We start from the raw sequence: 22,358 nt of genomic DNA, 5'->3' as shown, positions 1-22,358 counted from the left end.
TTTTTGTGAGCGGGCTTTCGCCCGATCAAGATTTACTGCTTCTTGGCGCGACGGCGGCCGACGGCACCAACACCCAGCAGGGCGGCGCCAACCAGAGCCAGCGATGCCGGCTCAGGAACCTTCAGGAAGGCGTCAGCGGTCACGGTCTGGCGAATCGACACCGTGTAGATACCCACAGCCAGGCCATCGGTCTCGGCTTGGAACAGACCGGTCGCGTTGTTCACGGTGAAGTCATCACCAGCGGCCAGGGCCGAACGGGTGGACGTCATGCGGAAAGCATCGGCGTACTCGGTACCGCCAGTGATGCCACCGGCTGCGCCGTTGGGGGCCCATTCGAAGACCGGGTCGCCGTTTTGGTCAACCAGCGAGATGACGAAGCTGTAAGCAGCGGTGGCCGTCGGCGGGACGATGCCGTTGCTGGACAGCATGGCGCGCAGATACGAGTTGGCGTCGAAGGCGATTTCGACCTTGGTACCAGCAACAGCGTTGTTCAGCGTGAAACGTGCGTTGAAGTTCACGTTGCCTTGCGTCGAGCCATCGCCCGACGGTGCCAGGGACACGATCGCGTCGGTCTTGGCCGTTGCGGTGGCCACCAGCGAGTTGCCGGTCTGGTCAGCGGTGGAAGCGGCGTACGTTGCCACGGGGTTGCCAGCCAGGATGGCGCCCGGCACATACGTGGCGGTGTTGCCAACCAGGGACTGCTGGCCGATCGCGCCGAACAGGCTGCCGTTGTCAACGACGCCGTTGAGCTTGGCGAACGAGTCACCGGTGGTCGTCGCGTTGGTGATGCCAACGACGCCGATCAGCGAGCCGTCAGCTGCACGGGTGGCGTTGCCGTTGCCCACTGCGAAGTGGAAGTTGCTGACGTTCAGGACTGCTTGAGCGACGGCGTCGGCACGGGCGACCGTGGAGCCGCATGCCAGGGCGACGCCGGCAGCAAGCAGGGAGATGCGGGAGATGCTGTTCATTTGGACTCCTTCGGGGACCGAAAAGCGTTTAGACAGCATCACAAAAGCAGCTTGCGTGCCAACTTCGCGATTTTAAAAAAACTCGTTTCGAATCAACGACTTAAATTTTGAGCTCGTGACCGATTCCGCGACACCGTGCGTGGGTGTAAAAAAACTCGACAGGCCCTTGGACTCCTGCAGCGCCACGACGCTCATTTCGCCGCCCTGGCCGATTCGATCAGCGGCGCCAGCAGCGTGGCCGGGATGGCGTAGCTGATGCCGGTGGGTTGGGTCAGCGCCGATTCCTTGCCCGCCTTGGTCAGCACCATGTTGACGACACCCACGACTTCGCCGCTTTCCTGGTCGAGCACAGGGCCGCCGCTGTTGCCCGGATAGGCGGTCGCATCGAGTTGCAGGATGTCGAAGCTGCCGGCCCGCAACTGCCGCAGGGCGCGTGGATCGAGGCTGCGCGAGTTGCTGGCCGGCAAGGAGATCGGCGTCACCGCGGAAACGATGCCGCGATGGCTCACCGTGGAGAAACCGAGCGCACCGCCCACGGGGAAACCCATCAGCAACACGGCGCGACCTTCACGCACGGTGGCGCCTGCAATGCGCAAGGCGGGTGCCGGCGGACCGTCGAATCTCAGCGCGACCAGGTCATGGACGCGGTCGAGCGCGGCGACCCGGGCAGGCTGAGGCAGGGCCCACTCGCCACCCACTGAACGCACCTGGATGCTGACGCGCTGTTCGGCCTCGGTCACTTCAGGCGAAGGCAGGACATGGGCGTTGGTGATGACGAGCTTGCCGTCGTCCACGACGAAACCCGTGCCGCGAAAACCAAAGCGCGGGCTGTCGGTCGGCGAATAGGTGCCGACAAGGACCACCGACGGTTTGCTGCGCTCGATCAGGGCCGGCAGATCGGCAGCCATGCCCACAACGGGCACAGCGCCGAGCAACAGTATCAGGTGACGCCAACTCGGGTTCATCGCATCCGATCGCAAGGGTGAAATGGACTTCAGACGCAAAGGCAGCGCCGCAGCATCCGTACATCTTGGCAGCGCCTGGCCGCGCTCAGGGGCAGGCGGCCGTGGTCAGGGCTACAAATCGCCTGCGACATGCTCGGTTTCGAGCGCGCTGACGGCGCGGCGCCAGACCTCGTCGGGCTCATCCACCCGGAAACCATAGAACTCGCCGGTATCGGAGTGGTGATGCCGCATCACCTTCACCTCCAGCGTGGCCCTGTCCTGCATGCCCAACTCCACCCGGACCGCGCCATCGGCACCCACCGGGATATCGAGCTTGGACTGCGCCTGGAAGCCCGACAGCGAGATCTCGATGACGGTCATCACGATCGAACGCTCACCGTCTTCGACCCGCACACGCAACTCGGCCGGGCAGCGCAAGGAGAAGCGCTGGTGCCGGCGCATCGGATGGAAGCCCGTGGCCGAGCCGCTCATCATGGGCAGCACGCTGCGGAACTCGGGCTGATCGTAGATGGACCACAGCAGGGCCTTGCGACGGTCGTCCATCTCTTCGAAGACCTGGCTGCGCTGATTGAAGAAATAGTCGAGGATGGCCGGCGTCAGGACCGGGTCGTTGGTCGTGAAATAGCGGCGCTTGGGCAGCTTGATGTTGGGCAGGCGCAGCTGGACGAAGTAATGGGAAAGGTTCTTGCGTTCCTTGCGCTTGCCATAGACGCGCCGGAATATCTCCTTGGCGACCGGCAGGTCCAGCGTGGCACCGACGGCCGGCGCACCATTGGCGAAGTCGTAGTTGTCGACCACCGTCTCCTGCAGTCTTTCAAAGAACAGCAGCGATTCGTAGAGCTCGATCTTGTCCGGATTGACCGCGATGACGAGGTGGCGGGTATCGAAGTACTCGGTGCAGTACTCGTACATGAACTTCATCAGCGGGAACAGGATGGCGCCGCCCGTCTTGCGGAAGTCGGGATGCACGGCCAGCGCCGAAATCTCGGCGATCTGGCCCTGTTTGGCGCGCACCTCGCTGAGGTCGAAGACCGACTGCAGCGGAAAGCCGAACACGCCCTCGCGGATCATGGACATCGTGCCGACGACGCGGCCGTCGTACTTCGCACAGAGCGTCGTCGTCGTGGGCAGCGCGTGGTACATCGTGACGCGCAAGCCCGACGGCGAAGGCTTCATGAAGCCGCTGGCGACATAGGCGTCGTGCAGGATGCGAAAGCAATCCTCCAGTTCCTCGCGGGTCTCGGCGACCTTGAGTTCAAGTCGCGCGTCGGGCGCGGGATCACAGTCGATCATGCCTCGATAGATGGCATGTCGCGTGTCCCGTGGCAGTCGCCCGAACAACCGGCGCATCGCCTGGTGCATCCGCTTGCGAAGACTCGCTTGCTTGATCTGCATGACAGCTCGTAAATGGAAATGACTGGAGCCGCAGCTCCCGATGCCGGGCTAGAGCCCGGACATCAGCTTCTGTACCTCGTCCTGGCGAGGGAACGCCCCGCCCAACTGGGCCAGGCGTTCCAACTCCGCCTTCGCCGAAGCCTTCTGGCTATTCTTGATCAAGTATTGGGCCAGGTGCAGGCGATGCGTGGGCTGATCCGGATCGAGTTCGATCGCGCGCTTCTGCATCGCCAAGGCCTTGTCCCATTGCCCCGAGCTCGCCTGGATCTCGGCAACCGTGTCCATGAAGGCGGTGGCATTGGGCGCCAGGGCCAGGGCTTTCTCCGCGGTCTCGAGCGCGCCGGGCTTGCCGGCGCGATTCAACACCCAGGCCAGATTGTTCAAGGCCACCGCATGCCTGGGCGCGGCGGCAATCACCTTGCGGTACTCCTGCTCGGCCTGGTCGTAGTCCTTGCGCCCCATGGCCACGTCGCCAAGGTAGAAATGGAATGCCGGATCGTCGGGTTGCCTGGCCAGCCAGTCCGCCACCAGCTTGCCCGCTTCCGCGGATCGGTTCGCCGCGAGGAGCGCCCGATGCAGCTTCATCGCGGTCTCGACCATCGGGCGCTTGGCGAAACTGGCCTGCAACGCAGCCACTGCGGCGGGCTTGCTGCCCTTGGACGCCTGCAGATCGCCTTCGAAGGTCCAACCGTAAGGCTCGGACGGCATCAGGGTCTGCACGCTCTTGGCCTGAGCCAAGGCTTCGTCCATCCTGCCGCTGCGCGACAGCAGGGCGATCAGACTCGCTTGCACGGGCACGGCGTCAGGCTTGATGCCGACCGCCTTGCGCAACTGGGCGATGGCTGCAGCCACATCTTTGCGCGCCAGATGCGCCTCGGACAGGCGCACCAGCGGTTCCGCCGTATTGGGCTGCAGCGCAGCCATCTTGTTGAACGCCTGGATGGCCTGGCTGAAGTTGCCGGCACTCAGCTCGGCGACACCCACCATCTCCTGGAGTCGGCCGCTGTCCGGAAAGCGGGTTGCCCCTTCATTGGCGACCAGGAGTGCGGCCTTGGCCTCGCCGCGCTCCAGCAACGCCGACGCCAGCGCAATACGCGGCACCTCGGCGTCCGGGAAGCGTTTGACGGCCGCCTCGAGCTGCGATTTGACGTCCTCCGCCTTGGCGCCGGCCCGTGCCCGCGCCGAAATCAGCCCGGTCAGCGCCTGCGCTGACTGCGGGTCGGCGGCCACCAGCTTCTCGTAGCGCGAGACGGCCGCAGCCGGCTTGCCTTCGTTCTGGTCCATCACGGCGAGGGCGGACACGGCGGGGAGATAGGTCGGCTGCAGACCGACGGCCATTTCGAGCTGAGCGCGAGCCTTGTCCGCATGCCCCAGGCGCCCTTCGACCTGCGCCCGCAGGAAGGGCGCAACCGGCGCATCCGGGCGTTTGCGTTCGATGGCATCGGCAGCAGCCAGCGCCTCGCTCATGCGACCGCCGCGCAGATGCGCCATGGCCATGACGACTTCGGCCTCGGCAGCGCCTTCGCCAGCCGCGGTGGCGATGCCCTTGAGCTCCACCATCGCCTGTTCGGTGCGACCTTCGCCAAGCTGGGCCAGCGCGAGCGCGGTACGACCACGAGCGTCCTTCGGGTTGACCTGTACCGCCTTGGCAAACATCTTCCTGGCGGCATCCCCATTGCCCATCTGCAGATAGGCATCTGCCGCCACCGAGTACACCTCCGCCGGCAGGGCCGCACCGCCATCGAGCAGGGGTTGCACAAACGACAAGGCCTTGCGGGCATCCCCTGCCCTCAATTGCGCGCGCGCCATCAGCACGCGAATGCTGATGGGCGTCTTCGAGTTCGGAAGCGCCTTGCTCAGATACACGATGGCCTGCAAATAGGCGCCACGCTCGTACTCGACCGCAGCGGCCAGATGAAGAAAGCGCGGATTCCCCGACCCCGCCTTCAGCAACTGCTGGGATGCTTCGTATGCCGTCTTGAGGTCCTTGCGTTCCAGGGCCAGCAATGCGTTGAAATAGCGCCCCTGCAAGTTGCCGGGGGCCTGCTTTTCCAGCTCGGCCAGCTGCTTTTGAGCACCGTCAAAGTCACGCTGCTGCATCAGCAGGCCGACGATGCCCACGTGGGCAGTGCTGTTGGCCGGCTCCCGCTTCAGGGCCTCCCGGTAAGCCGCCATCACTTCGCCAGCTTCGGCACCGCTGCTCTGCAGCAGCTCGGCCTTTGACAGCCACGGCTGTGCGGATTCGGGATGCGCCTTCATCGTCGCTTCCACCTGCTCCATCGCGGCGGTCTTGTCGCCCGCGATGAGCAGCAGACGGGCAACGATCAGTTGCGCAGCGATGTTGCCGGGGTCGGCCTGCAAAGCCGCGTCTGCCGCAGCCCTGGCCTGAACATGCTCACCCCTGGACCCGTAGGCCGTGGCCAGCGCAGCCTTCAACTCCGACTGGCGCTTGGGATCAGCAAGCCGGACGTCTGCGTACTCGCCGATGAACTTGGCCACTTCGCCGCGCAGGATCAGCGCCGCAGCCATCACCGGCGCCAGGTCGTCGTTGTTGTAGCCGCCTTCCCTGGCCTTCGACAACTCGACCCAGGCCCCCTGCACATCGCCACTTTCCAGCAGCGCCTTGCCGAGCCAGAAGCGCGCCTCGACCAGCGAGGCATCCTTCTGCAAGGCATTCTTGAACTCGATGGCGGCGGCTTTGTATTCCGCCTTCTGCATGCGCGCCTTGCCAGCCTCGAGCATCTGCGGCGCGGATGGGCCCATGCAACCGGTCAGCAAGGCGCCGATCACGAGCACTGCGCCGCCCAGCCGGACAGGCAATGAGCGCACCAGGACGCTCATTTGATCTGCAACCGATTCATCATGTCGTAAAGGGTCGGGCGGCTGATGCCCAGCAATTCGGCCGCACGGACGATGTTGCCATCGGTGCGGGCGAGCGCCGTGATCAGGGCCTGGCGTTCAGCGTTTTCACGCACGGTACGCAGGTCCAGCGTCGCGCTGTCGTCGGCGGGCGCCGCGCTGGCACGCAGGCCGAGGTCCGGGGCCGTGATGCGGTCTTCCTCGGCCATGATGACGGCGCGCTTGAGCATGTTCTGCAGCTCGCGCACATTGCCCGGCCAGCGATGGGTCTCGAGTGCACGCACGGCGTCGTCAGACAACGTCGGCACGGGCCGCCGCATCTCGGTCGCGAAGCGACGCGCGAAGGCATGCGAAAGCAGGACCGGGTCGCCCACGCGATCGCGCAGCGGCGGGATCTCGACGACGATCTCGGCCAGGCGGTAGTAGAGGTCTTCGCGGAAGCGGCCGTCGGTGATGCGCGTCTTCAAGTCCTGGTGGGTGGCGCCGACTACGCGCACGTCGATCGGGATCTCCTGGCGGCCGCCGACACGTTCGATGACCCGCTCCTGCAGGAAGCGCAGCAGCTTGGCCTGCAACGGCATGGGCAGGTCGCCGATCTCGTCGAGCATCAGCGTGCCGCCGTTGGCGGTCTCGATCTTGCCGAGGGTGGACTTGTTGGCGCCGGTGAAGGCGCCCTTTTCGTAGCCGAAGAGCTCGCTCTCCAGCAGCGTCTCGGGGATGGCTGCGCAGTTGATGGCGACGAAGCGGCCCTTGCGCTTGGAGGCGTCATGCAGGCCCTGGGCCAGCACTTCCTTGCCGGTGCCGCTCTCGCCGAGCAGCAGCACGGTCGCGTCGCTGGGCGCCACCTTCTCGATCATGCGGCAGACACGCTGCATGCCCGGGTCGCGGGTGATCAGGCCCGAGAAGACATCGCTGCTCTGCTGCATCTGCAGGCGGCGGTTCTCCTGCTGCAACTCATAGAGGCGGTAGGCACGCTCGACCGTCAGGCTGAGCACGTCAGGGTCGACGGGCTTGGCGAGGAAATCGTAGGCCCCCGTGCGGATCGCGCGCAGCGCGTTGTCCTGGTCGTTCTGGCCGGTCAGCACGATGACCTTCACGCCCGGGTCGAGCTCCAGCAGCTTTTCCAGGCATTTGAAGCCCTCGGACACCGAATCCCGGTCGGGCGGCAGGCCGAGATCCATCGTGACGACGGCGGGGCCGTGACGGCGGAACTGCAGCACGGCACTGGCGACGTCATCGGCAGTGACGGACTCGAAACGGTCCAGCGACCACTTGAGCTGCTTCTGCAAGGCCAGATCGTCCTCGACGATCAGCAGCGGCGCATGGCGGGGCGTGCTCATTGGACGTCCAGCGCCGTCAAGGGTGCGTCCGCCTGCGCATGGAACAGCGGGAGCAAAAGGGTCACCGTGGTGCCCCGGTTCAATTCACTCTGCACGCTGATCTTGCCTCCCAGTTCCTGTACGTATTGATAGCTCTCGTGGGCACCTATGCCCATGCCGCTGGCCTTGGTGGTCTGGAACGGCTTGAAGAGGCGATTCTGAATGAAATCCTCGCTCATGCCGCAGCCGCTGTCCTCCACGCGAACGCGGGCCTGGCTGCCCTGGGCATCCAGCGTCAGGCAGACGCGGCCGCTCGCCGGCGTGGCGTCGAAAGCGTTCTGCACCACGTGGCCGAGGACGCGCTCCACCCGCTCCGCATGGCCGCGCGTGCTGACGCCGCCCTGCAGCACCAGTTCCAGCACCCTGCCCTTGCTGGCAGCCGCCGCAGCCAGGCCCTTGGCGATCTGTTCCAGGTCGACCCCGCTGGTCACGCCGTGCGGCTTGTCACCCTCGCGCAGTTGCAGCATCAGCTGGCGCATCTTCTCCAGCGAGTTCTCCACCGTGTCCAGCATGTCCTGCTGGAACTCGGGGTTGTCGCGCAGGCGCTTGGCGTTCTTCATCATCAGCGAGAGCTGGGTGACGATGTTCTTCAGGTCATGCACGACGAAGGCGGACATGCGGTTGAAGGCATCGAACTTGCGCGCCTCCAGCAGGGCTTCCGTGGCCTGGGCCTGGTCCAGATAGCCCGAGGCCTGGCTGGCGGCTGTGCGCAGCAGGTCGCGCACCTCCCAGTTCAGCTCGACGACGGCGCGCGGCCGCCCCAGCACCGCAAAGCCGATCAGGGCGTCGCGTACCAGCAGCGGCACCAGCAGCCAGCAGCGCGGTTCCTCGGCCAGCCAGACCGGCAACTCAAGACCGGGATAGGCATCGGGGCGTTCACGGCATTCGTCCACGTCGACGATCCAGGCGCGCTCGCGCCAGAACGCGGCCAATGCGCCGTCGCGCGTCTCGCTGCCCAGCTGGGCGGGCAGGTTCCAGCGGGCGGCCTGCACGAAGTCGCCGCCGGCAGCGCGCTGCAGCCACAACATGCCGCTCGGGCTTTCGACCAGATTGGCCAGCGCACGCACGACGGTCTCGGCCGTGTGCTGCGGCTCGGCACTGCCGGACAGCATCTGCGTGAAACGCAGCCACTCCTCACGGTAGTCGTAGCGGTAGCTGAAGAAGTTCTTGCTGATGTAGACCCGCAGGCGGGCGCGCATCGAGCCGGACGCAATCAACAGTGTCAGCGCCACCAGCGCGACGAAGACCAGGGCGACGGACAGTGCCCGCCCCCATTCGCCGCCGGTGTAGCGCACGTAGTAGCCCACGCCGGCCACCATCAGCAGGTAGGCGCCCACCAGCAGCAGCGTCGCCGAATGGAAGACCGCGGCGCGCGACACATGCAGCTTGCCAAGCCAATCGGCATGGCGGCGGGACGCCACATAGAGCAAAGGCACCGCCGCCGCGTGAACCAGCGAGCGCACGCTGATCGCATCGCCGTCGAAACGCTGGAACAGCGCCGCCTGCGAGCCGATGAAGAGATCGAAGACGAAGATGGCGCCCAAGCCCAGGCAGACCGGCTTGGCATTCCAGCGCGCGTCGCCGGTCGCATTGCGCAGCATCTGCTCGACGAGGACCAGGCCCAGCACCGCGAGGCCCAGAGCCGCGAAGGCCTGGGGACGGGCCAGGCTCTCGGCAGGCTGGTTCTCGCTCAACAGGATCAGCACCAGGCGCGCCAGCACCGCAACAGCGGTGATCGAACGCACCCAACCCAGCCCCCCGCCACGCCGCGGCGGCGGCAGCAGCATCAGCATGAAGGCAAACCAGAAGCCGAAACGCAGCAGATCGAGCGTCGGAACGAGCCAGGTCGGCAGGCGATCCGACCAATGCCGCAATTCGTCGACCAAGGCCAGGCCAGACCAGACGGCGCTGGTCGTCAATGCGGCCAGGAACACGACGGCGAGCAGCGAAACCGGCACGTTGCCGCGCAGCACCCGTTGCGCGAAGTAGAGCGCGAACAGCCCGTAGGCCACGCAGCAGATCAGGTCGCCGACGCTGCTCAGGGACAGGAAGGGGGCAAGCGCCTCAACCATGGCACCTGGGGCAGATTCCAAATCGACAACGAGAGACATGCGTCATTCAAGCATGCCCCCGGCTTTCGGGGCATCGGCGCTTACGCCGAAGCGCCGTCGCGATCAGCGAGCGCCCTTGCCGGTCAGCACCACGGCCACCGTCTCCAGCATGATCAGCAGATCAAGGAAGAGCGAGTGGTTCTTGACGTAGTACAGGTCGTACTGAAGCTTCTCGACCGAATCCTCGATGGTCGAGCCGTATTCATAGCGCACCTGGGCCCAGCCGGTCACGCCCGGCTTCACGCTGTGGCGCACGGCGTAATAGGGAATCTTGCTGATCAGTTCGTCGACGAAGAACTGGCGCTCCGGACGCGGACCGACCATGCTCATCTCGCCCCACAGCACATTGAAGAGCTGGGGCAGTTCGTCGATGCGGACCTTGCGGATGAAGCGGCCGATGCGGGTCACGCGATCATCGTTCTTGGTCGCCCAGCGCGGCTTGCCATCCTTCTCGGCATCCGTGCGCATGCTGCGGAACTTGATGACGTTGAAGGGCACGCCATTCAGGCCGATGCGCTCCTGGCGGTACAGCACGGGGCCGCGCGACTCGAAGCGGATGGCAAAGGCCGTGACCAGCATGATGGGCCAGGTCACCGCGAGGATCAGTGCGGCGAAGATGACATCGCAGACACGCTTGATCGCGGCTCGCAGCATGCCCTGGCTGAAACCATCGCCAAACACCAGCCAACCGGCGTTGACATGCTTGATGTTGATCTGGGCCAGCGTCTTTTCGAAGTGGGTGGCGATATCCACCACGCGCACGCCCGACAGCTTGCAGTCCAGCAACTGGCGCAGCGGCATGCTGCCGCCACGGCGCTCGCTCAAGGCGACGACGATTTCATCGACGTTGTGCTTCAGCGCGGCTTCCGTCAGGTTGGCGCCGTCGTTGATGATCTCGGCGCTCGGCACCTCGGGGTGCTCTTCATTCGGGCCGGCGTAGAAACCGACGATCTGGGCATGCGGGTCGGAGGCTCGCAGCGTGTTGCCCACGGTACGGGCGGCGACGCCGGTACCAAAGATCAGGATGCGGCTGCGCAGGCGCGCCTGGGTGCCCGAGTGGGCGGCATAGACGCGATGCACCATCACCGCGGCGACGGCCACCATGGCCACCAGGGTCAGCAGGTCACGATGGCTGGTGTTCGAAGGCACCAGGCTGAAGATGGCATAGGCCAGGGGCAGACCGAACAGCAGGCCGAACAGCGCACGCGCGCAGGACTCGGTGATGGAACGGTTGTGGACGTGCTGGTAGAAACCCGTCGCCGAATTGATCACGAACATGCAGCCTGCCAAGGACAGGCCATGAGAGGCGGCGAAGGGCAGCACGGTCTGTGCGGACTCGCCCTGGCTGAGGACGACGGCAATGACGGCAAAGACAATCAGGCCGAGGTCAAAGAAGACCTGTAGCAAGGTCTGCTTGTGCAGGTAATGGTTGAATATTCGAATCATTTGCATCCCCGATCACTACTGCCTGGCGTTTTCCGCATTTGCAATCCGATTAACGAAATTCGAATCAGTTTCGATATTCCATTCACCCTCGCACGGAGGCCGCCTGTCGCATCACCACCTTGCGGCAGCCCGACAGTCGCGGACCGCCTCGGAGACCGCCCGGCTGGCTTGTGGACGCCCCGACTTGCCGCAGCAACGGACGTGTCCGACCAACCCTTGATCGCGCCGGCATCATGCCTCCGCCCCCCAGGCTTGAAAGCCCCCCGTTTAGAGGGGGCCTGACCCTTGAATCCGTGTCGTGCCGCGGTCCCTCAAGCCCGCCGCTTCGGTCGCTTTGACAACGGGCGGCAGTAGACCCGAAAGCGGGCGACAGCACCATGACAGACGCTGCGCGCCCTCCGCAAAACGTGCGGAAAGCACACGCGCCACATTGAAATCGGACGAAACCCGGTTTATGTGCGTCCGGCGCTTGGCCGAAAAGGTTTTCATGCGAAATGAATATTGCCGCCTTTATTTCTTGGGCAGTATTCACGATGGGCGCCGCAAGCTGTCGCAGCAGGCATTCCTTTGTCGTCCTTGATTTGCCTGTTCCGATTTCGCGCCCCCGAAAGCAACGAGCCCGCCAAGGCGGGCTCGTCATGAAAAACGCCGGCCGAGGCGGGTTCATCATGAAAAACGCCCGCCGAGGCGGGCGTTCAGGAGGCTGAGCGGATCAGCGCACGACGGCGATCTGCTCGCGGGCACCACCCTTGTAGGTGAACAGCGTCAGGGCGCCATTCTTGATGTCACCCTTCTCGTCAAAGGCGATGGTGCCGGTCACACCCTTGTAGCCGGCCGTCTTGGCCAGCACGGGCAGGTACTTGGCCGGCTCGGCGGAACCGGCCTTGACCATGGCGGCAGCCATCACATTGACGGCGTCGTACACATAAGGTGCATAGATCTGCACGTCGACGTTGAACTTGGCCTTGAACTTGGCCTTGAAGTCGTCCATCGACTTCTTGGCTTCGCCTTCGACGCCACCGGCTTCGGCGCAGACGACCTGGCCGTCACCCATGGTGCCGGCGGCCAGCTTGGGCAGTTCGCCCGAGCAGATGCCGTCGCCGCCCATGAACTTGGCTTCGATGCCGAGCTGCTTCATCTGGCGCAGCATCGGGCCGGCCACGGCGTCCATGCCGCCGAAGAAGACGACGTCGGGCTTCTTGCCCTTCAAGGAGGTCAGGATGGCGGTGAAGTCCGTGGCCTTGTCGTTGGTGAATTCGCGACCGACAACCTTGCCGCCCGCGCCCTTGACGCCCTTTTCGAACTCGTCGGCAACGCCCTGGCCATAGGCCGTGCGGTCATCGATGACGGCAATGGACTTGCCCTTCAGGTCCTTGGCGGCATAGCGGCCCAGCGTGCCACCCAGGTGCACGTCATCGGCCACGACGCGGAAGGTCGTCTTGTAGCCATTGCGGGTGAACTTGGGGTTGGTGGCCGACGGCGAGATCTGCGGAATGCCGGCGTCGCTGTAGACCTTGGAGGCCGGGATGGAGGTACCCGAGTTCAAGTGACCCACGACGCCGTTGACCTTGGAGTCCACCAGCTTTTGGGCGGCGGCGGTGCCCTGCTTCGGATCGCCGGCATCGTCTTCAGCCAGCAGTTCGAACTTGGCCTTCTTGCCGCCGATCATGACGCCCTTGGCGTTCAGTTCCTCGATGGCCAGACGGGCGCCCAGTTCGTTGTCCTTGCCCAGGTGGGCGATGGCGCCGCTGGTCGGGCCGACGTGGCCGATCTTGACGACCAGGTCCTGAGACATCGCGGCACCGCTGAGCAGCGCTGCAACGGCACCCACCACCACATTCAATTTAACTTGCATGGATCAACTCCAGTTTGAAAGAGAGAGGAACAAACAGAGAACTGTTGATTTTTCAACCAATTGAACATACCCCAAATCCGGGGGGCTCTCATTCGGGAAAGCGTGGACGCAGCGTTGTCAACCTGCCGCTGAAAAGTGGTCCAGCTTGGCACCGGCCTGCTGATAGACGCGGTAGCGCGCACGCCCAGCCTGAACGCGCTCCGGCGCCTGTCCGATGACCTCCAACACGCGTTCAAATGCAAGCGCGTCCGAGGGCATGTCGTCGCACAGGTTCAGCAGCAGCCCGCGATGCGGCAGGCGCGCCGCGTCATCAACCAGGAGCACCTCGCCCGGCGCCGGCGGCGTGGCGCCGTCCCAACGCCGATGCGGGATGAACTCGGCCGCGTCGAAGCTCCACAGCAACTCGTCTAGACGAGTTGCGTGGGCGGCCGACACACAGACCCCCACCGGCTTGCCCGACGCGAGGGCGCGACGGATCAGCCGGCAGGCGTAATGCAGCGGCTCCGCCGCGTCGCTGTAGAAGCTGACCTGAACGACCACTTATTTCGCGTGGCTCAGCACGAAGTGCGTCAGCAGGCCCACGGGCCGGCCGGTCGAGCCCTTCGCAGCGCCGCTCTTCCAGGCGGTGCCGGCGATGTCGAGATGGCCCCAGCGGTATTTGCCGGCAAAGCGCTGCAGGAACTTGGCCGCCGTGATCGAGCCGCCCGCGCGGCCGGCGATGTTGGGCACGTCGGCGAAGTTGCTCTTCAGGCCTTCCGCGTACTCGTCGTCCAGCGGCATGCGCCAGCAGGGGTCCAGGGCCGCGTCGCCCGCCGCGGTCAGCGAGACGGCGAGTTCGTCGTCGCTCGCGTACATGCCGCTGCGCACGCCACCCAGCGCGATGACGCAGGCGCCGGTCAGCGTGGCCACGTCGACGACGACGGCCGGCTTGAAGCGCTCCGCATAGGTCAGCGCATCGCAGAGGATGAGGCGGCCTTCGGCGTCGGTGTTCAGGATCTCGATGGTCTGGCCCGACATCGACGTGACGACGTCGCCCGGCTTGACGGCACGGCCGCTGGGCATGTTCTCGCAGGCAGCCACGATCATGACGAGATTCAGCTTGGGCTTGAGTTCGGCCACCGCACGCAGCGCGCCGATGACGCTGGCCGCGCCGCCCATGTCGAACTTCATCTCGTCCATCTCGGCACCGGGCTTCAGCGAGATGCCGCCGGTGTCGAAGGTGATGCCCTTGCCCACCAGCACGACCGGCGCGACCGTCTTGGCCGCGCCTTCATAGCGGGCCACGATGAAACGCAGCGGCTCGTCCGAGCCCTGGGCCACGGACAGGAAGCTGCCCATGCCGAGCTTTTCGACGGCCTTCTTGTCCAGCACTTCGACCTTCAGGCCATGGGCCTTGCCCAGGCCCTGCACCACCTCACCCAGATAGGTCGGCGTCGCATAGTTGGCCGGACGGTTGGCGCATTCGCGTGCCAGCTCGATGCCGGCAGCAATGGCCTCACCGCGCGCCAGGCCCAGCTTGGCAGCCTTCACATCGGCCTTGCCCACCAGCAGGGCCAGCTTGGCCAGCTTGGATGCGGCCGGCGCGCTGGGCTTGGTGTGGCGATAGACATAGACCGCATCGGTGCCGGCCACCGCGGCCTGCTCGGCCAGCGACTCGGCCAGACCCGCATCGAAGCCCGCGAACGCCACGGCCGCGCTGACCACGCCGCGCGACTTGATCTGGACCAGGCCCGCCGCCAGGGCGGCGCGCGCGGCGGCCAGCGTCGTCTTGCCACTGGCGACAAGCACGAGGCGGGGCGCCTTGACGCCTTCGACCTGCGTCAGCGTGAGCGCCTGACCGCCCTTCAACGCGAAGTCGCCCAGCTTGATCGCGGCCTGGGCATGCTTGGCGACGACAGCATCCAGACCCTTGGGCAGCGCCTCGCCGCCGAGCACGACGATCAGGGCGTCGGCACCTGCACCCGCGAGCCCATCCAGCTCAGCGGTTTGAATCTTGAAGTCCATAATGACCGAAAGTAGATAGAAGTGCGTTTGATGTTATTCGATTCATCCACGCGATCGGAGTTGGCCAAGAGCTTCGGCGTCACCCTTGTGGTCATCCTGACCATCATGTTGACGTCGACGCTGATCCGTACGCTGGGCCAGGCCGCCGGGGGCAATGTGGCGCCCCAGGACGTGGTGCTGCTGATGGGCTACGCCACCATCGCCCACCTCGCGACCATGCTCATCCTGTCGCTGTTCATCGCCGTCGTCCTCACGCTCAGCCGGTTCTACCGCGAGTCCGAGATGACGATCTGGTTCGCCAGCGGCGTGCCGCTGTCGCGCTTCGTGCGGCCGGTGCTGCGCATGGCCTGGCCGGTGCTGCTCGGCGTCATCGTGCTGGAGCTGCTGGTCTGGCCCTGGGGTAACCAGAACAGCGCCGAGCTGCGCGACCGCTACCAGAAGCGCGGCGACCTCTCGCGCGTCGCGCCGGGCCAGTTCCAGACCTCTCGCGACGGCAGCCGGGTTTTTTTCATCGAGCGCGACGGCGACAACGCCGCGACCGGCCGCAATGTCTTCATCCTGGCCAACCAGCATGAACGCGAGTCGGTGACGACCTCGGCCCGTGGCCATCTCGAGATGGAAGGCGATGACCGCTTCCTCGTGCTGGACCATGGCCAGCGCAACGAGAGCCAGCTGAAGACCGGCGAGAAGAGCCTGGCCCGTTTCGAGCAGTACAAGGTGATGACCGACACCCAGGTGCTGGCCAATGCCAACCAGCTGCCGCCCAAGGCCATGGCGACGCTGGACCTGCTGCGCCTGCCCACGCCCAAGAACCAGGGCGAACTGGCCTGGCGCTTCGGCATGATCCTCGGCGGCCTGAACATGGCGCTGCTCGGTGTCGGCCTGTCGGCGTCCAACCCGCGCCGCGCCAGCAACTGGAATCTGCTCTTCGCGCTGCTGGCCTTCATCATCTACTTCAATCTGATCAACCTGTCGCAGTCCTGGGTCGGCAACGGCCGCATGGCCCTGCCGCGTGCGCTGGTCGTCGTCCACGGCAGCGCCCTCTTCCTGGCCCTGACCGTCATCTGGCTGCGCGACAACGCCAACCGCTTCAGCCTGCGCCGGCGCGGCAGCAAGGAGGCGGTGGCATGAGAACCGTCCGCGCCCTGCTCTACAAGGACATCGCCGGCTCGGTGCTGCTGGTCGCGCTGGCCTTCCTGTCACTGTTCTTCTTCATCGACTTCGTCGACGAGATCGAGCGCATGACGCGCGTCGGCGCCGGCGCGGGCAAGGCCGCCCTGCTCGCCGTGATGGAGCTGCCGGGGCATTTCTACGAGCTCTTTCCCATCGCCGTGCTGATCGGCGCCATCGTCGCGCTGGCCCGGCTGGCGCAGAGCAGCGAATTCACCATCCTGCGCACCGGTGGCCTGGGCCCCGCACGGGCGCTGGCGCTGCTGGCCGGCCTGGCCGCCGCCTTCGCCGCGCTGACCTTCTTCATCGGCGACTACGTGGCCCCGCGTTTCGAGCGGGAAGGCGATGAGATGCGCGCCCGCTTCGTCCGCGACAGCAGCCCCGCCAAGCGCGGTGCCTGGCTGAAGGACCACCAGAAGATCGACGGCCAGGAGCGCAGCTATTCAGTCAAGGTCGGCCGGGTCGGCGGCGGCGGCGAACTGGAGGACGTGCGCATCTTCGAGTTCGACGCCGAAGGCCGGCTGATGTCGCGCACCGAGGCCGAGAACGTCGACGTCGACGCGCAGGGCCTGTGGCATCTGCAAAAGGTCAGGCGCACGGTCTGGAACCCCGGCACGGCCACGGCCAGTGGCAGCGTCGGCGACGTCGTCGTCAGCGAGCAGCAGCTCGACAAGCTCGACTGGCAGAGCTCCCTGCATGCCGGCGTCATCGCCGCGGCCGTGCTGCCGGCCATGTCGATGTCGACACTGGAGCTCTACCGCTACACCGAGCATCTGTCGGCTCAGGAGCAGTCGGCCCAGGCCCACAACATCCAGTTCTGGCGCAAGGCCTTCTATCCCTTCGCCTGCTTCGTCATGGTGGCCCTGGCCCTGCCCTTCGCCTATCTGCACGGGCGCTCGGGCGGCATCAGCATCAAGGTCTTCGGCGGCATCATGCTGGGCATCAGCTTCGTGCTGCTGAACAACGTGGCCGGCCATCTGGGCCTCTTGAAGAACTGGACGCCCTGGGTCGTCGCGGCGACACCGAGCCTGCTCTACCTGGGCCTGTCGATGGCGGCCTTCACGTGGCTGGTGAGATATCGATGAGCGAAGGGCTGCTGCTTTTCGCCCACGGCGCCCGCGATCCGGCTTGGGCAAGACCTTTCGAGACCATTGCCGAGCGATTGCGCGCGGCACGGCCCGGCACGCCGCTGGCGATGGCCTATCTCGAGTTCATGTCGCCGGGCATCGAAGAGGCCGCCGAACAACTGGTCAGTGYGGGTTGCACGCGCGTGCACGTGCTGCCCCTTTTCCTTGGCACCGGCGGCCATGTGCGCCGCGACATACCCCCGCTGCTGGACCGTCTGCGTGAGCGCCATGCCGTGGAATGGCTGCTGCACGCACCCCTCGGTGAACAGGAAGCCGTGCTCAACGCCATCAGCCTGGCCTGCCTGGGCGTCCTCGAATGAACCTCCACCAATTCCGCTTCGTCCAGGAAGCTGCCCGCCGCAACCTCAACCTCACCGAGACGGCCAAGGCGCTGTTCACCTCCCAGCCCGGCGTGTCCAAGGCCATCCTCGAGCTCGAGGAGGAATTGGGCGTCGACATCTTCTCGCGCCATGGCAAGCGGCTGCGCAGCATCACGGAGCCGGGCCAGCAGGTGCTGGCCTGCGTCGAGATCATCCTGCGCGAGGTCGGCAACCTGAAGCGCATCGGCGAGGAATATTCGCGCCAGGACAGCGGCACCTTCTCCATCGCGACCACCCACACCCAGGCCCGCTATGTGCTGCCCGCGCCGGTGGCCCAGCTGCGCAAGAACCTGCCGCAGCTGCGCATCAGCCTGCACCAGGGCAGCCCGGACCAGGTCGCCAAGATGCTGCTCGACGAGACCGCCGACCTCGGCCTCGCCACCGAGTCCCTGGCCCAGTACCCCGACCTCGTCACCCTGCCCTGCTACGAATGGCAGCACGTCATGGTCGTGCCGCGCGAGCATCCGCTGGCCGGCGCCGAGCGTGTCAGCCTGGAGCAGCTCGCCAGCGAGCCGCTGGTGTCCTACCACCCCAGCTTCACGGGCCGCACCCGCATCGACAAGGCCTTCGCCGCGCGTCACCTGACGCCCAATGTCGTGCTCGAAGCCATCGACTCCGACGTCATCAAGACCTATGTGCGCTTAGGCATGGGCGTGGGCATCGTGGCCGAAATGGCCATGCGTGAAGAGCCACCCACCAGCGACCTGGTGGCGCGCCCGCTGGGTGCGCTGCTCGGCAGCAATGTCACGCGCATCGCGTTCAAGCGCGGCGCCTATCTGCGCAACTACGTGTATGCCTTCGCCGAGCTGCTGTCGGACCGRCTGAGCCGCAAGCTCATCGAAAAAGCCATGAGCGGCGAAGCCGACGACTTCGATCTCTAGGACCGGGTGTCGCCGAAGCGGGAGTCGATCGGCAGCATCAGGTCGACCTCCTCGCCGCGCAGGCCGGCCTCGAAGAGATCGCGGGCCACGCTGTAGAGCGTCAGCAGGTCGCGGTAGGCCGGCAGCTCGAAGCTCGACACACCCGGGCCGCCACCGCGGGCGAGCAGGTCCTGCAGCATCTGCATGGCGGTACCCGGATCGGTCCAGACCACTTGCAGATGCGCGATGACGCTGGGGCTGGTGTCCAGGCTGCGGCCGCGCGCCAGGCTTTGCGTCCATTGCGGAGCCTGCACGCGGAAACGCGGCTCGAACTGCTTGACGAGCTCGGCGAACACCTCGGGCTCGCCACGCTGCTGGCAGAGCTCCATCAGCATCAGATAGGGCATGGCCCCGGCATTGCCGCGCGCCAGCCGCGTGGCCAGCAGGTCGGCGGCCGCCTCGTGCTGGCCGAGCAGTTGCAGGAAATCGACCTGCTGCTGCAGGTCCAGCAGCTCGTCCGCGACGGTCAGCTCGTTGGACAGCGTCGGGGCCGCGGCCGCCTGCAGGCGCTGGGTCATCTGCAGACGTTGGGTCGCCTGCAGATCGGGCGCGGGCGGCGCGACCGGCGCAGGCGGCGGTGGCGGTGATGCGATCGGCGCCGGCGGCCAGGCCATGGGCCGGGGCTGCGGCCGCGTGGCCTGGTGCTGGCCTTCGTCAGGCAAGGCCGCAGCACGGCCGGCGGAGGGTGGCGCCATGCCCGGCGAAACCGGCGGCGGCGCCGCCGGTGGCAGGCCGGCACCTTCCGCGGCGTGCAAGGCGCGCCAGTAGGCCAGCTCACGGCGCGCGCGCTGGTCGCGCCAGCGGCTGCCATAGAAGGCCGCCGAACCCGCCAGCAGGCCCAGCCCCAGCGTGAGCACCCAGGTCATGGGGTCGCGATAGGGCGACGCGTGCGCGCTGTGCACGACCGCCGGTGGCGGCGCCACGACCGGCGCGGAAGCCGCAGGGATGGCGGCCGCGGCCGATGCCGCGGCTTCGGCCTGCAGCCGCGCCTCCAGGTCGGCGCGCAACTGGGCCACCGTCTGTTCCAACTGGGCGATCTGGGCCTCCAGTTCGGGCGTCAGCTCCATCTCGGGCGCGCTGGCGGCGGGCTGGACCGGCCGCGGTGCTTCGGCCACCAGCACCTCGGGCCGCTCCAGCATCAGGCGCGGGCCGCTGGTGCGCGGCTTGGCGCGGGGCTTGTGCCGAATCACCGGGGCCGGCGCAGGCGCTGCCTCGGCCACTACCTGAGGGGCGGGGGCCGCGGCGGGCGGCGCCATCGGCAGCGGCGCCGGCGCGTTGCCAGCACCCGCCGCCGGATCGATGAAGGCGTTGAATTCGCGCGTCAGCCGCAGCGGGCAGCCCAGGGCCAGCGTGATGCGCAGCGCCGGCTCATCGATGCGGGCCAGGCTTTGCAGACGGATGCGCTGCTGACCGGGTTCACCCTCGACGCGCATCTGCAACAGCCCGGCCGGCACTCGCGCATCGCCGGCCGAGACCTCGGCGCGCACGCAGGAATCGGTCAGCTGTTCACCATCGGCCAGCGTCACCGGAATGCTGGCATCCAGCGGTTTGCCCAGGGCGGAGTGGATTTGCGGTCGCCCCAGACCCAGGCCCTGAGCGTCTTGCGCCAGGCCGAGCAGCAGTGCCAAAGCGGGTGTGAGGGCGCCAGCCAAGGTCAGGCGCGGGGCCGTAAGGGGCATCGACTGCAGGCGGCTAGCTATCGGTTGAATGAGGGGGTGGAGACAGCGCGGATCACTCTAGCATGGGGGGCACCCGCCAATGGCCCCAATCCCAGGGGATGCGCGGGCGGCACAATGCCTCCCAGACCATGAACGCACTCAGCCTCACTCCCGCCGAACGCCAGCAGATCGACCAGGGCCCCTGGTTCTCCAAGCTGTCCGAACCGCTGCGCAACGACATCCTGCAGCGCGCCTTCGTGCGCCGCCTGGCCGACGAGACCATGTTGTCCCACCGCGGCGAGCCTGCCGAGGAGTGGTCGGCCGTGGCCAAGGGCGCGGTGCGCGTCAGCTCGGTGTCGCTGGCCGGCAAGCAGATCTCGCTGACCTATGTCGAGCCCGGCACCTGGTTCGGCGACATCGCCCTCTTCGACGGCCTGCCCCGCACCCACGACGCCTATGCCCATGGCGAGACGACGCTGCTGTGCGTGCGCAAGTCGGACTTCCGCGCGCTGCTGCTGGCTCATTCCGAGCTCTACGACGCGCTGCTGAGGCTGAACTGCCGCCGCCTGCGGCTGATGTTCGACATGATCGAGGACCTCAACACCCGGCCCCTGGCCGCCCGCCTGGCCAAGCAGGTGCTGCTGCTGGCGCGCTCCTACGGCGTGCAGGAGGGCGACGAGACGCGCATCGGCCTGCAGCTCGCCCAGGAAGACCTGGCCCAGCTGCTCGGCGCCTCGCGCCAGCGCGTCAACCAGGAATTGAAAGCCTTCGAGCGTGAAGGCGCCGTGCGGGTTGAGCCCACGCGCCTCGTCGTGCTGAGCCGAGAGAAGCTGCTGGCTGCAGCGTCGCGATAGGGACACGCCCGCCGGCCCTTGCCTTTCAGAATGGAAAGTTCGACCCCTGCGAAACGACCTCCATGGAAGCATTCACCGGCACCCGCCCCCTCGCCCAATCGCTGGACACTGCGGCTCTTGAAGCCTGGCTGGCCGCCCATGTCGACGGCTTTGCCGGGCCGCTGACCCTCGAGCAGTTCAAGGGCGGGCAGTCCAACCCGACCTATCTGCTGAAGACGCCGGGCGCGCAGTACGTGATGCGCAGCAAGCCCGCGCCGGTGGCCAAGCTGCTGCCGTCGGCCCATGCCATCGAGCGTGAGTTCCAGGTCATGGGGGCGCTGGCCGGTACCGACGTGCCCGTGCCGGCCATGTATGCGCTGTGCGAGGACGAGGCCGTCATCGGCCGCGCCTTCTATGTGATGTCCTTCATGCCCGGCCGCGTGCTGTGGGACCAGAGCCTGCCCGGCATGAGCAATGCCGATCGCGCCGCCCACTACGACGAGATGAACCGCGTCATCGCGGCCCTGCACCAGGTCGATTTCAAGGCCGTGGGCCTGGAGGCCTACGGCAAGCCGGGCAATTACTTCGAGCGCCAGATCGGCCGCTGGAGCAAGCAATACCTGGCCTCGGTCACCGAGCCCAACCCGGCGATGGATGCACTGCTGGCCTGGTTGCCGGCCCACATCCCGGCCTCGGCACGCGACGAGAACGAGGTCGGCATCGTCCACGGCGACTACCGCATGGACAACGTCGTCTTCCATCCCACCGAGGCGCGCGTCATCGCCGTGCTGGACTGGGAGCTGTCCACACTCGGCCATCCGCTGGCCGACTTCAGCTACCACTGCATGAGCTGGCACATCCAGACCTCGGGCGCCGCGCGCGGCCTGGGCGGCCAGGACCTGGCCGCGCTGGGCATTCCCAGCGAGCGCGAGTATGTGCAGCGCTACTGCGAGCGCACCGGCCGCGCCGACGTCGGCGCCGTCATGGCCGACTGGAACTTCTACATGGCCTACAACCTGTTCCGCATCGCGGCCATCGTGCAAGGCATCGCCAAACGCGTGGTGGACGGCACGGCGTCCAGCGATCAGGCCAGGGAAACCGCCAAGAACGCCCGCCCCCTCGCTGAGTTGGCTTGGAGCTTCGCGCAGAAGGCGTGAGCACCGTACCAGTTGCGGGCCGAGCGACGGGCCGCCCCTAGCCGGCCCGCGCAGGGCGATGTGCTTGCCGGTCGAGCCGGCAAGCATCGCCGTCCCCTCGGGGGACCGGCCAGGCCTGCCGGCGTCCAGCG

At 66.5% G+C, this 22,358-nt stretch carries 17 protein-coding genes; 6 read left to right on the top strand and 11 right to left on the bottom strand.

The features are described from left to right. Nucleotides 1-32: 32 nt before the first annotated feature. The 10 genes from AC1D2H_RS14520 to AC1D2H_RS14475 all read right to left on the bottom strand — a co-directional run bounded on the left by AC1D2H_RS14520 (nucleotide 33) and on the right by AC1D2H_RS14475 (nucleotide 14,982). A complete protein-coding gene (locus AC1D2H_RS14520) occupies nucleotides 33-968 on the bottom strand; it encodes an EDSAP-1 family PEP-CTERM protein (protein ID WP_477937814.1) in 936 nt (311 codons plus the stop codon). A gap of 191 nt (nucleotides 969-1,159) precedes the next feature. Continuing rightward, a complete protein-coding gene (locus AC1D2H_RS14515) occupies nucleotides 1,160-1,876 on the bottom strand; it encodes a S1C family serine protease (RefSeq protein ID WP_478011441.1) in 717 nt (238 codons plus the stop codon). Between the two features lie 168 nt (nucleotides 1,877-2,044). Further along, nucleotides 2,045-3,226, bottom strand: a complete 1,182-nt coding sequence (locus AC1D2H_RS14510) for a PilZ domain-containing protein (RefSeq protein ID WP_477937818.1) — start codon at nucleotides 3,224-3,226, stop codon at nucleotides 2,045-2,047. 150 nt (nucleotides 3,227-3,376) lie between these two features. After that, nucleotides 3,377-6,169 (bottom strand): XrtA/PEP-CTERM system TPR-repeat protein PrsT, encoded by a 2,793-nt coding sequence (gene prsT, locus AC1D2H_RS14505; RefSeq protein WP_478011440.1) that lies wholly within the window; start codon nucleotides 6,167-6,169, stop codon nucleotides 3,377-3,379. Next, nucleotides 6,166-7,527 (bottom strand): PEP-CTERM-box response regulator transcription factor, encoded by a 1,362-nt coding sequence (prsR, locus tag AC1D2H_RS14500; protein WP_478011439.1) that lies wholly within the window; start codon nucleotides 7,525-7,527, stop codon nucleotides 6,166-6,168. Before prsR ends, prsT begins: the two co-directional genes overlap by 4 nt. Continuing rightward, nucleotides 7,524-9,638 carry an XrtA/PEP-CTERM system histidine kinase PrsK gene (gene prsK, locus AC1D2H_RS14495; RefSeq protein WP_477937824.1) on the bottom strand — a complete coding sequence of 705 codons (2,115 nt, stop codon included), beginning with the start codon at nucleotides 9,636-9,638 and terminating at the stop codon, nucleotides 7,524-7,526. The genes prsR and prsK overlap by 4 nt, the downstream gene beginning before the upstream one ends. A gap of 102 nt (nucleotides 9,639-9,740) precedes the next feature. Further along, nucleotides 9,741-11,123, bottom strand: coding sequence for a TIGR03013 family XrtA/PEP-CTERM system glycosyltransferase (locus tag AC1D2H_RS14490; RefSeq protein WP_478011438.1), 1,383 nt, complete (start codon nucleotides 11,121-11,123; stop codon nucleotides 9,741-9,743). Between the two features lie 712 nt (nucleotides 11,124-11,835). Further along, nucleotides 11,836-12,978 (bottom strand): branched-chain amino acid ABC transporter substrate-binding protein, encoded by a 1,143-nt coding sequence (locus tag AC1D2H_RS14485; protein WP_477935955.1) that lies wholly within the window; start codon nucleotides 12,976-12,978, stop codon nucleotides 11,836-11,838. A gap of 117 nt (nucleotides 12,979-13,095) precedes the next feature. After that, the gene (locus AC1D2H_RS14480) at nucleotides 13,096-13,518 is read right to left on the bottom strand and encodes a DNA polymerase III subunit chi (RefSeq protein ID WP_477935953.1); all 423 of its coding nucleotides are present in this window, start codon (nucleotides 13,516-13,518) and stop codon (nucleotides 13,096-13,098) included. Further along, nucleotides 13,519-14,982, bottom strand: coding sequence for a leucyl aminopeptidase (locus AC1D2H_RS14475; protein ID WP_478011437.1), 1,464 nt, complete (start codon nucleotides 14,980-14,982; stop codon nucleotides 13,519-13,521). It abuts the gene before it with no gap. 30 nt (nucleotides 14,983-15,012) lie between these two features. Here AC1D2H_RS14475 and lptF point away from each other — a divergent pair, with 30 nt between their 5' ends. Genes lptF through AC1D2H_RS14455 form a run of 4 tightly spaced genes read left to right on the top strand, consistent with a single transcriptional unit; the run spans nucleotide 15,013 to nucleotide 18,540 of the window. Further along, nucleotides 15,013-16,113, top strand: coding sequence for an LPS export ABC transporter permease LptF (gene lptF, locus AC1D2H_RS14470; protein WP_477935949.1), 1,101 nt, complete (start codon nucleotides 15,013-15,015; stop codon nucleotides 16,111-16,113). After that, nucleotides 16,110-17,237 carry an LPS export ABC transporter permease LptG gene (gene lptG, locus AC1D2H_RS14465; protein ID WP_477935947.1) on the top strand — a complete coding sequence of 376 codons (1,128 nt, stop codon included), beginning with the start codon at nucleotides 16,110-16,112 and terminating at the stop codon, nucleotides 17,235-17,237. Before lptF ends, lptG begins: the two co-directional genes overlap by 4 nt. Then, nucleotides 17,234-17,599, top strand: coding sequence for a sirohydrochlorin chelatase (locus AC1D2H_RS14460; protein ID WP_478011436.1), 366 nt, complete (start codon nucleotides 17,234-17,236; stop codon nucleotides 17,597-17,599). The genes lptG and AC1D2H_RS14460 overlap by 4 nt, the downstream gene beginning before the upstream one ends. After that, a complete protein-coding gene (locus tag AC1D2H_RS14455) occupies nucleotides 17,596-18,540 on the top strand; it encodes a CysB family HTH-type transcriptional regulator (RefSeq protein ID WP_478011435.1) in 945 nt (314 codons plus the stop codon). The genes AC1D2H_RS14460 and AC1D2H_RS14455 overlap by 4 nt, the downstream gene beginning before the upstream one ends. On the opposite strand, the gene AC1D2H_RS14450 is transcribed toward AC1D2H_RS14455, so the two are convergent. Beyond that, a complete protein-coding gene (locus AC1D2H_RS14450) occupies nucleotides 18,537-20,258 on the bottom strand; it encodes a type IV pilus assembly protein FimV (protein WP_478011434.1) in 1,722 nt (573 codons plus the stop codon). The genes AC1D2H_RS14455 and AC1D2H_RS14450 overlap by 4 nt on opposite strands. Before the next feature lie 128 nt (nucleotides 20,259-20,386). On the opposite strand from AC1D2H_RS14450, the gene AC1D2H_RS14445 reads away from it, so the two are divergent. Both AC1D2H_RS14445 and AC1D2H_RS14440 read left to right on the top strand, forming a co-directional pair. Further along, complete coding sequence (locus AC1D2H_RS14445; protein ID WP_477935940.1) at nucleotides 20,387-21,091, top strand: Crp/Fnr family transcriptional regulator; 705 nt, start codon at nucleotides 20,387-20,389, stop codon at nucleotides 21,089-21,091. Nucleotides 21,092-21,153: 62 nt separating this feature from the next. Then, nucleotides 21,154-22,227 carry a phosphotransferase gene (locus AC1D2H_RS14440; protein WP_477935938.1) on the top strand — a complete coding sequence of 358 codons (1,074 nt, stop codon included), beginning with the start codon at nucleotides 21,154-21,156 and terminating at the stop codon, nucleotides 22,225-22,227. Nucleotides 22,228-22,358 lie beyond the last annotated feature (131 nt).

This window comes from Roseateles sp. P1_C1_2 (genome assembly GCF_056406535.1).
The sequence above is the reverse complement of the archived record's forward strand: the minus strand, read 5'-3'. Positions and strand labels throughout refer to the sequence as shown.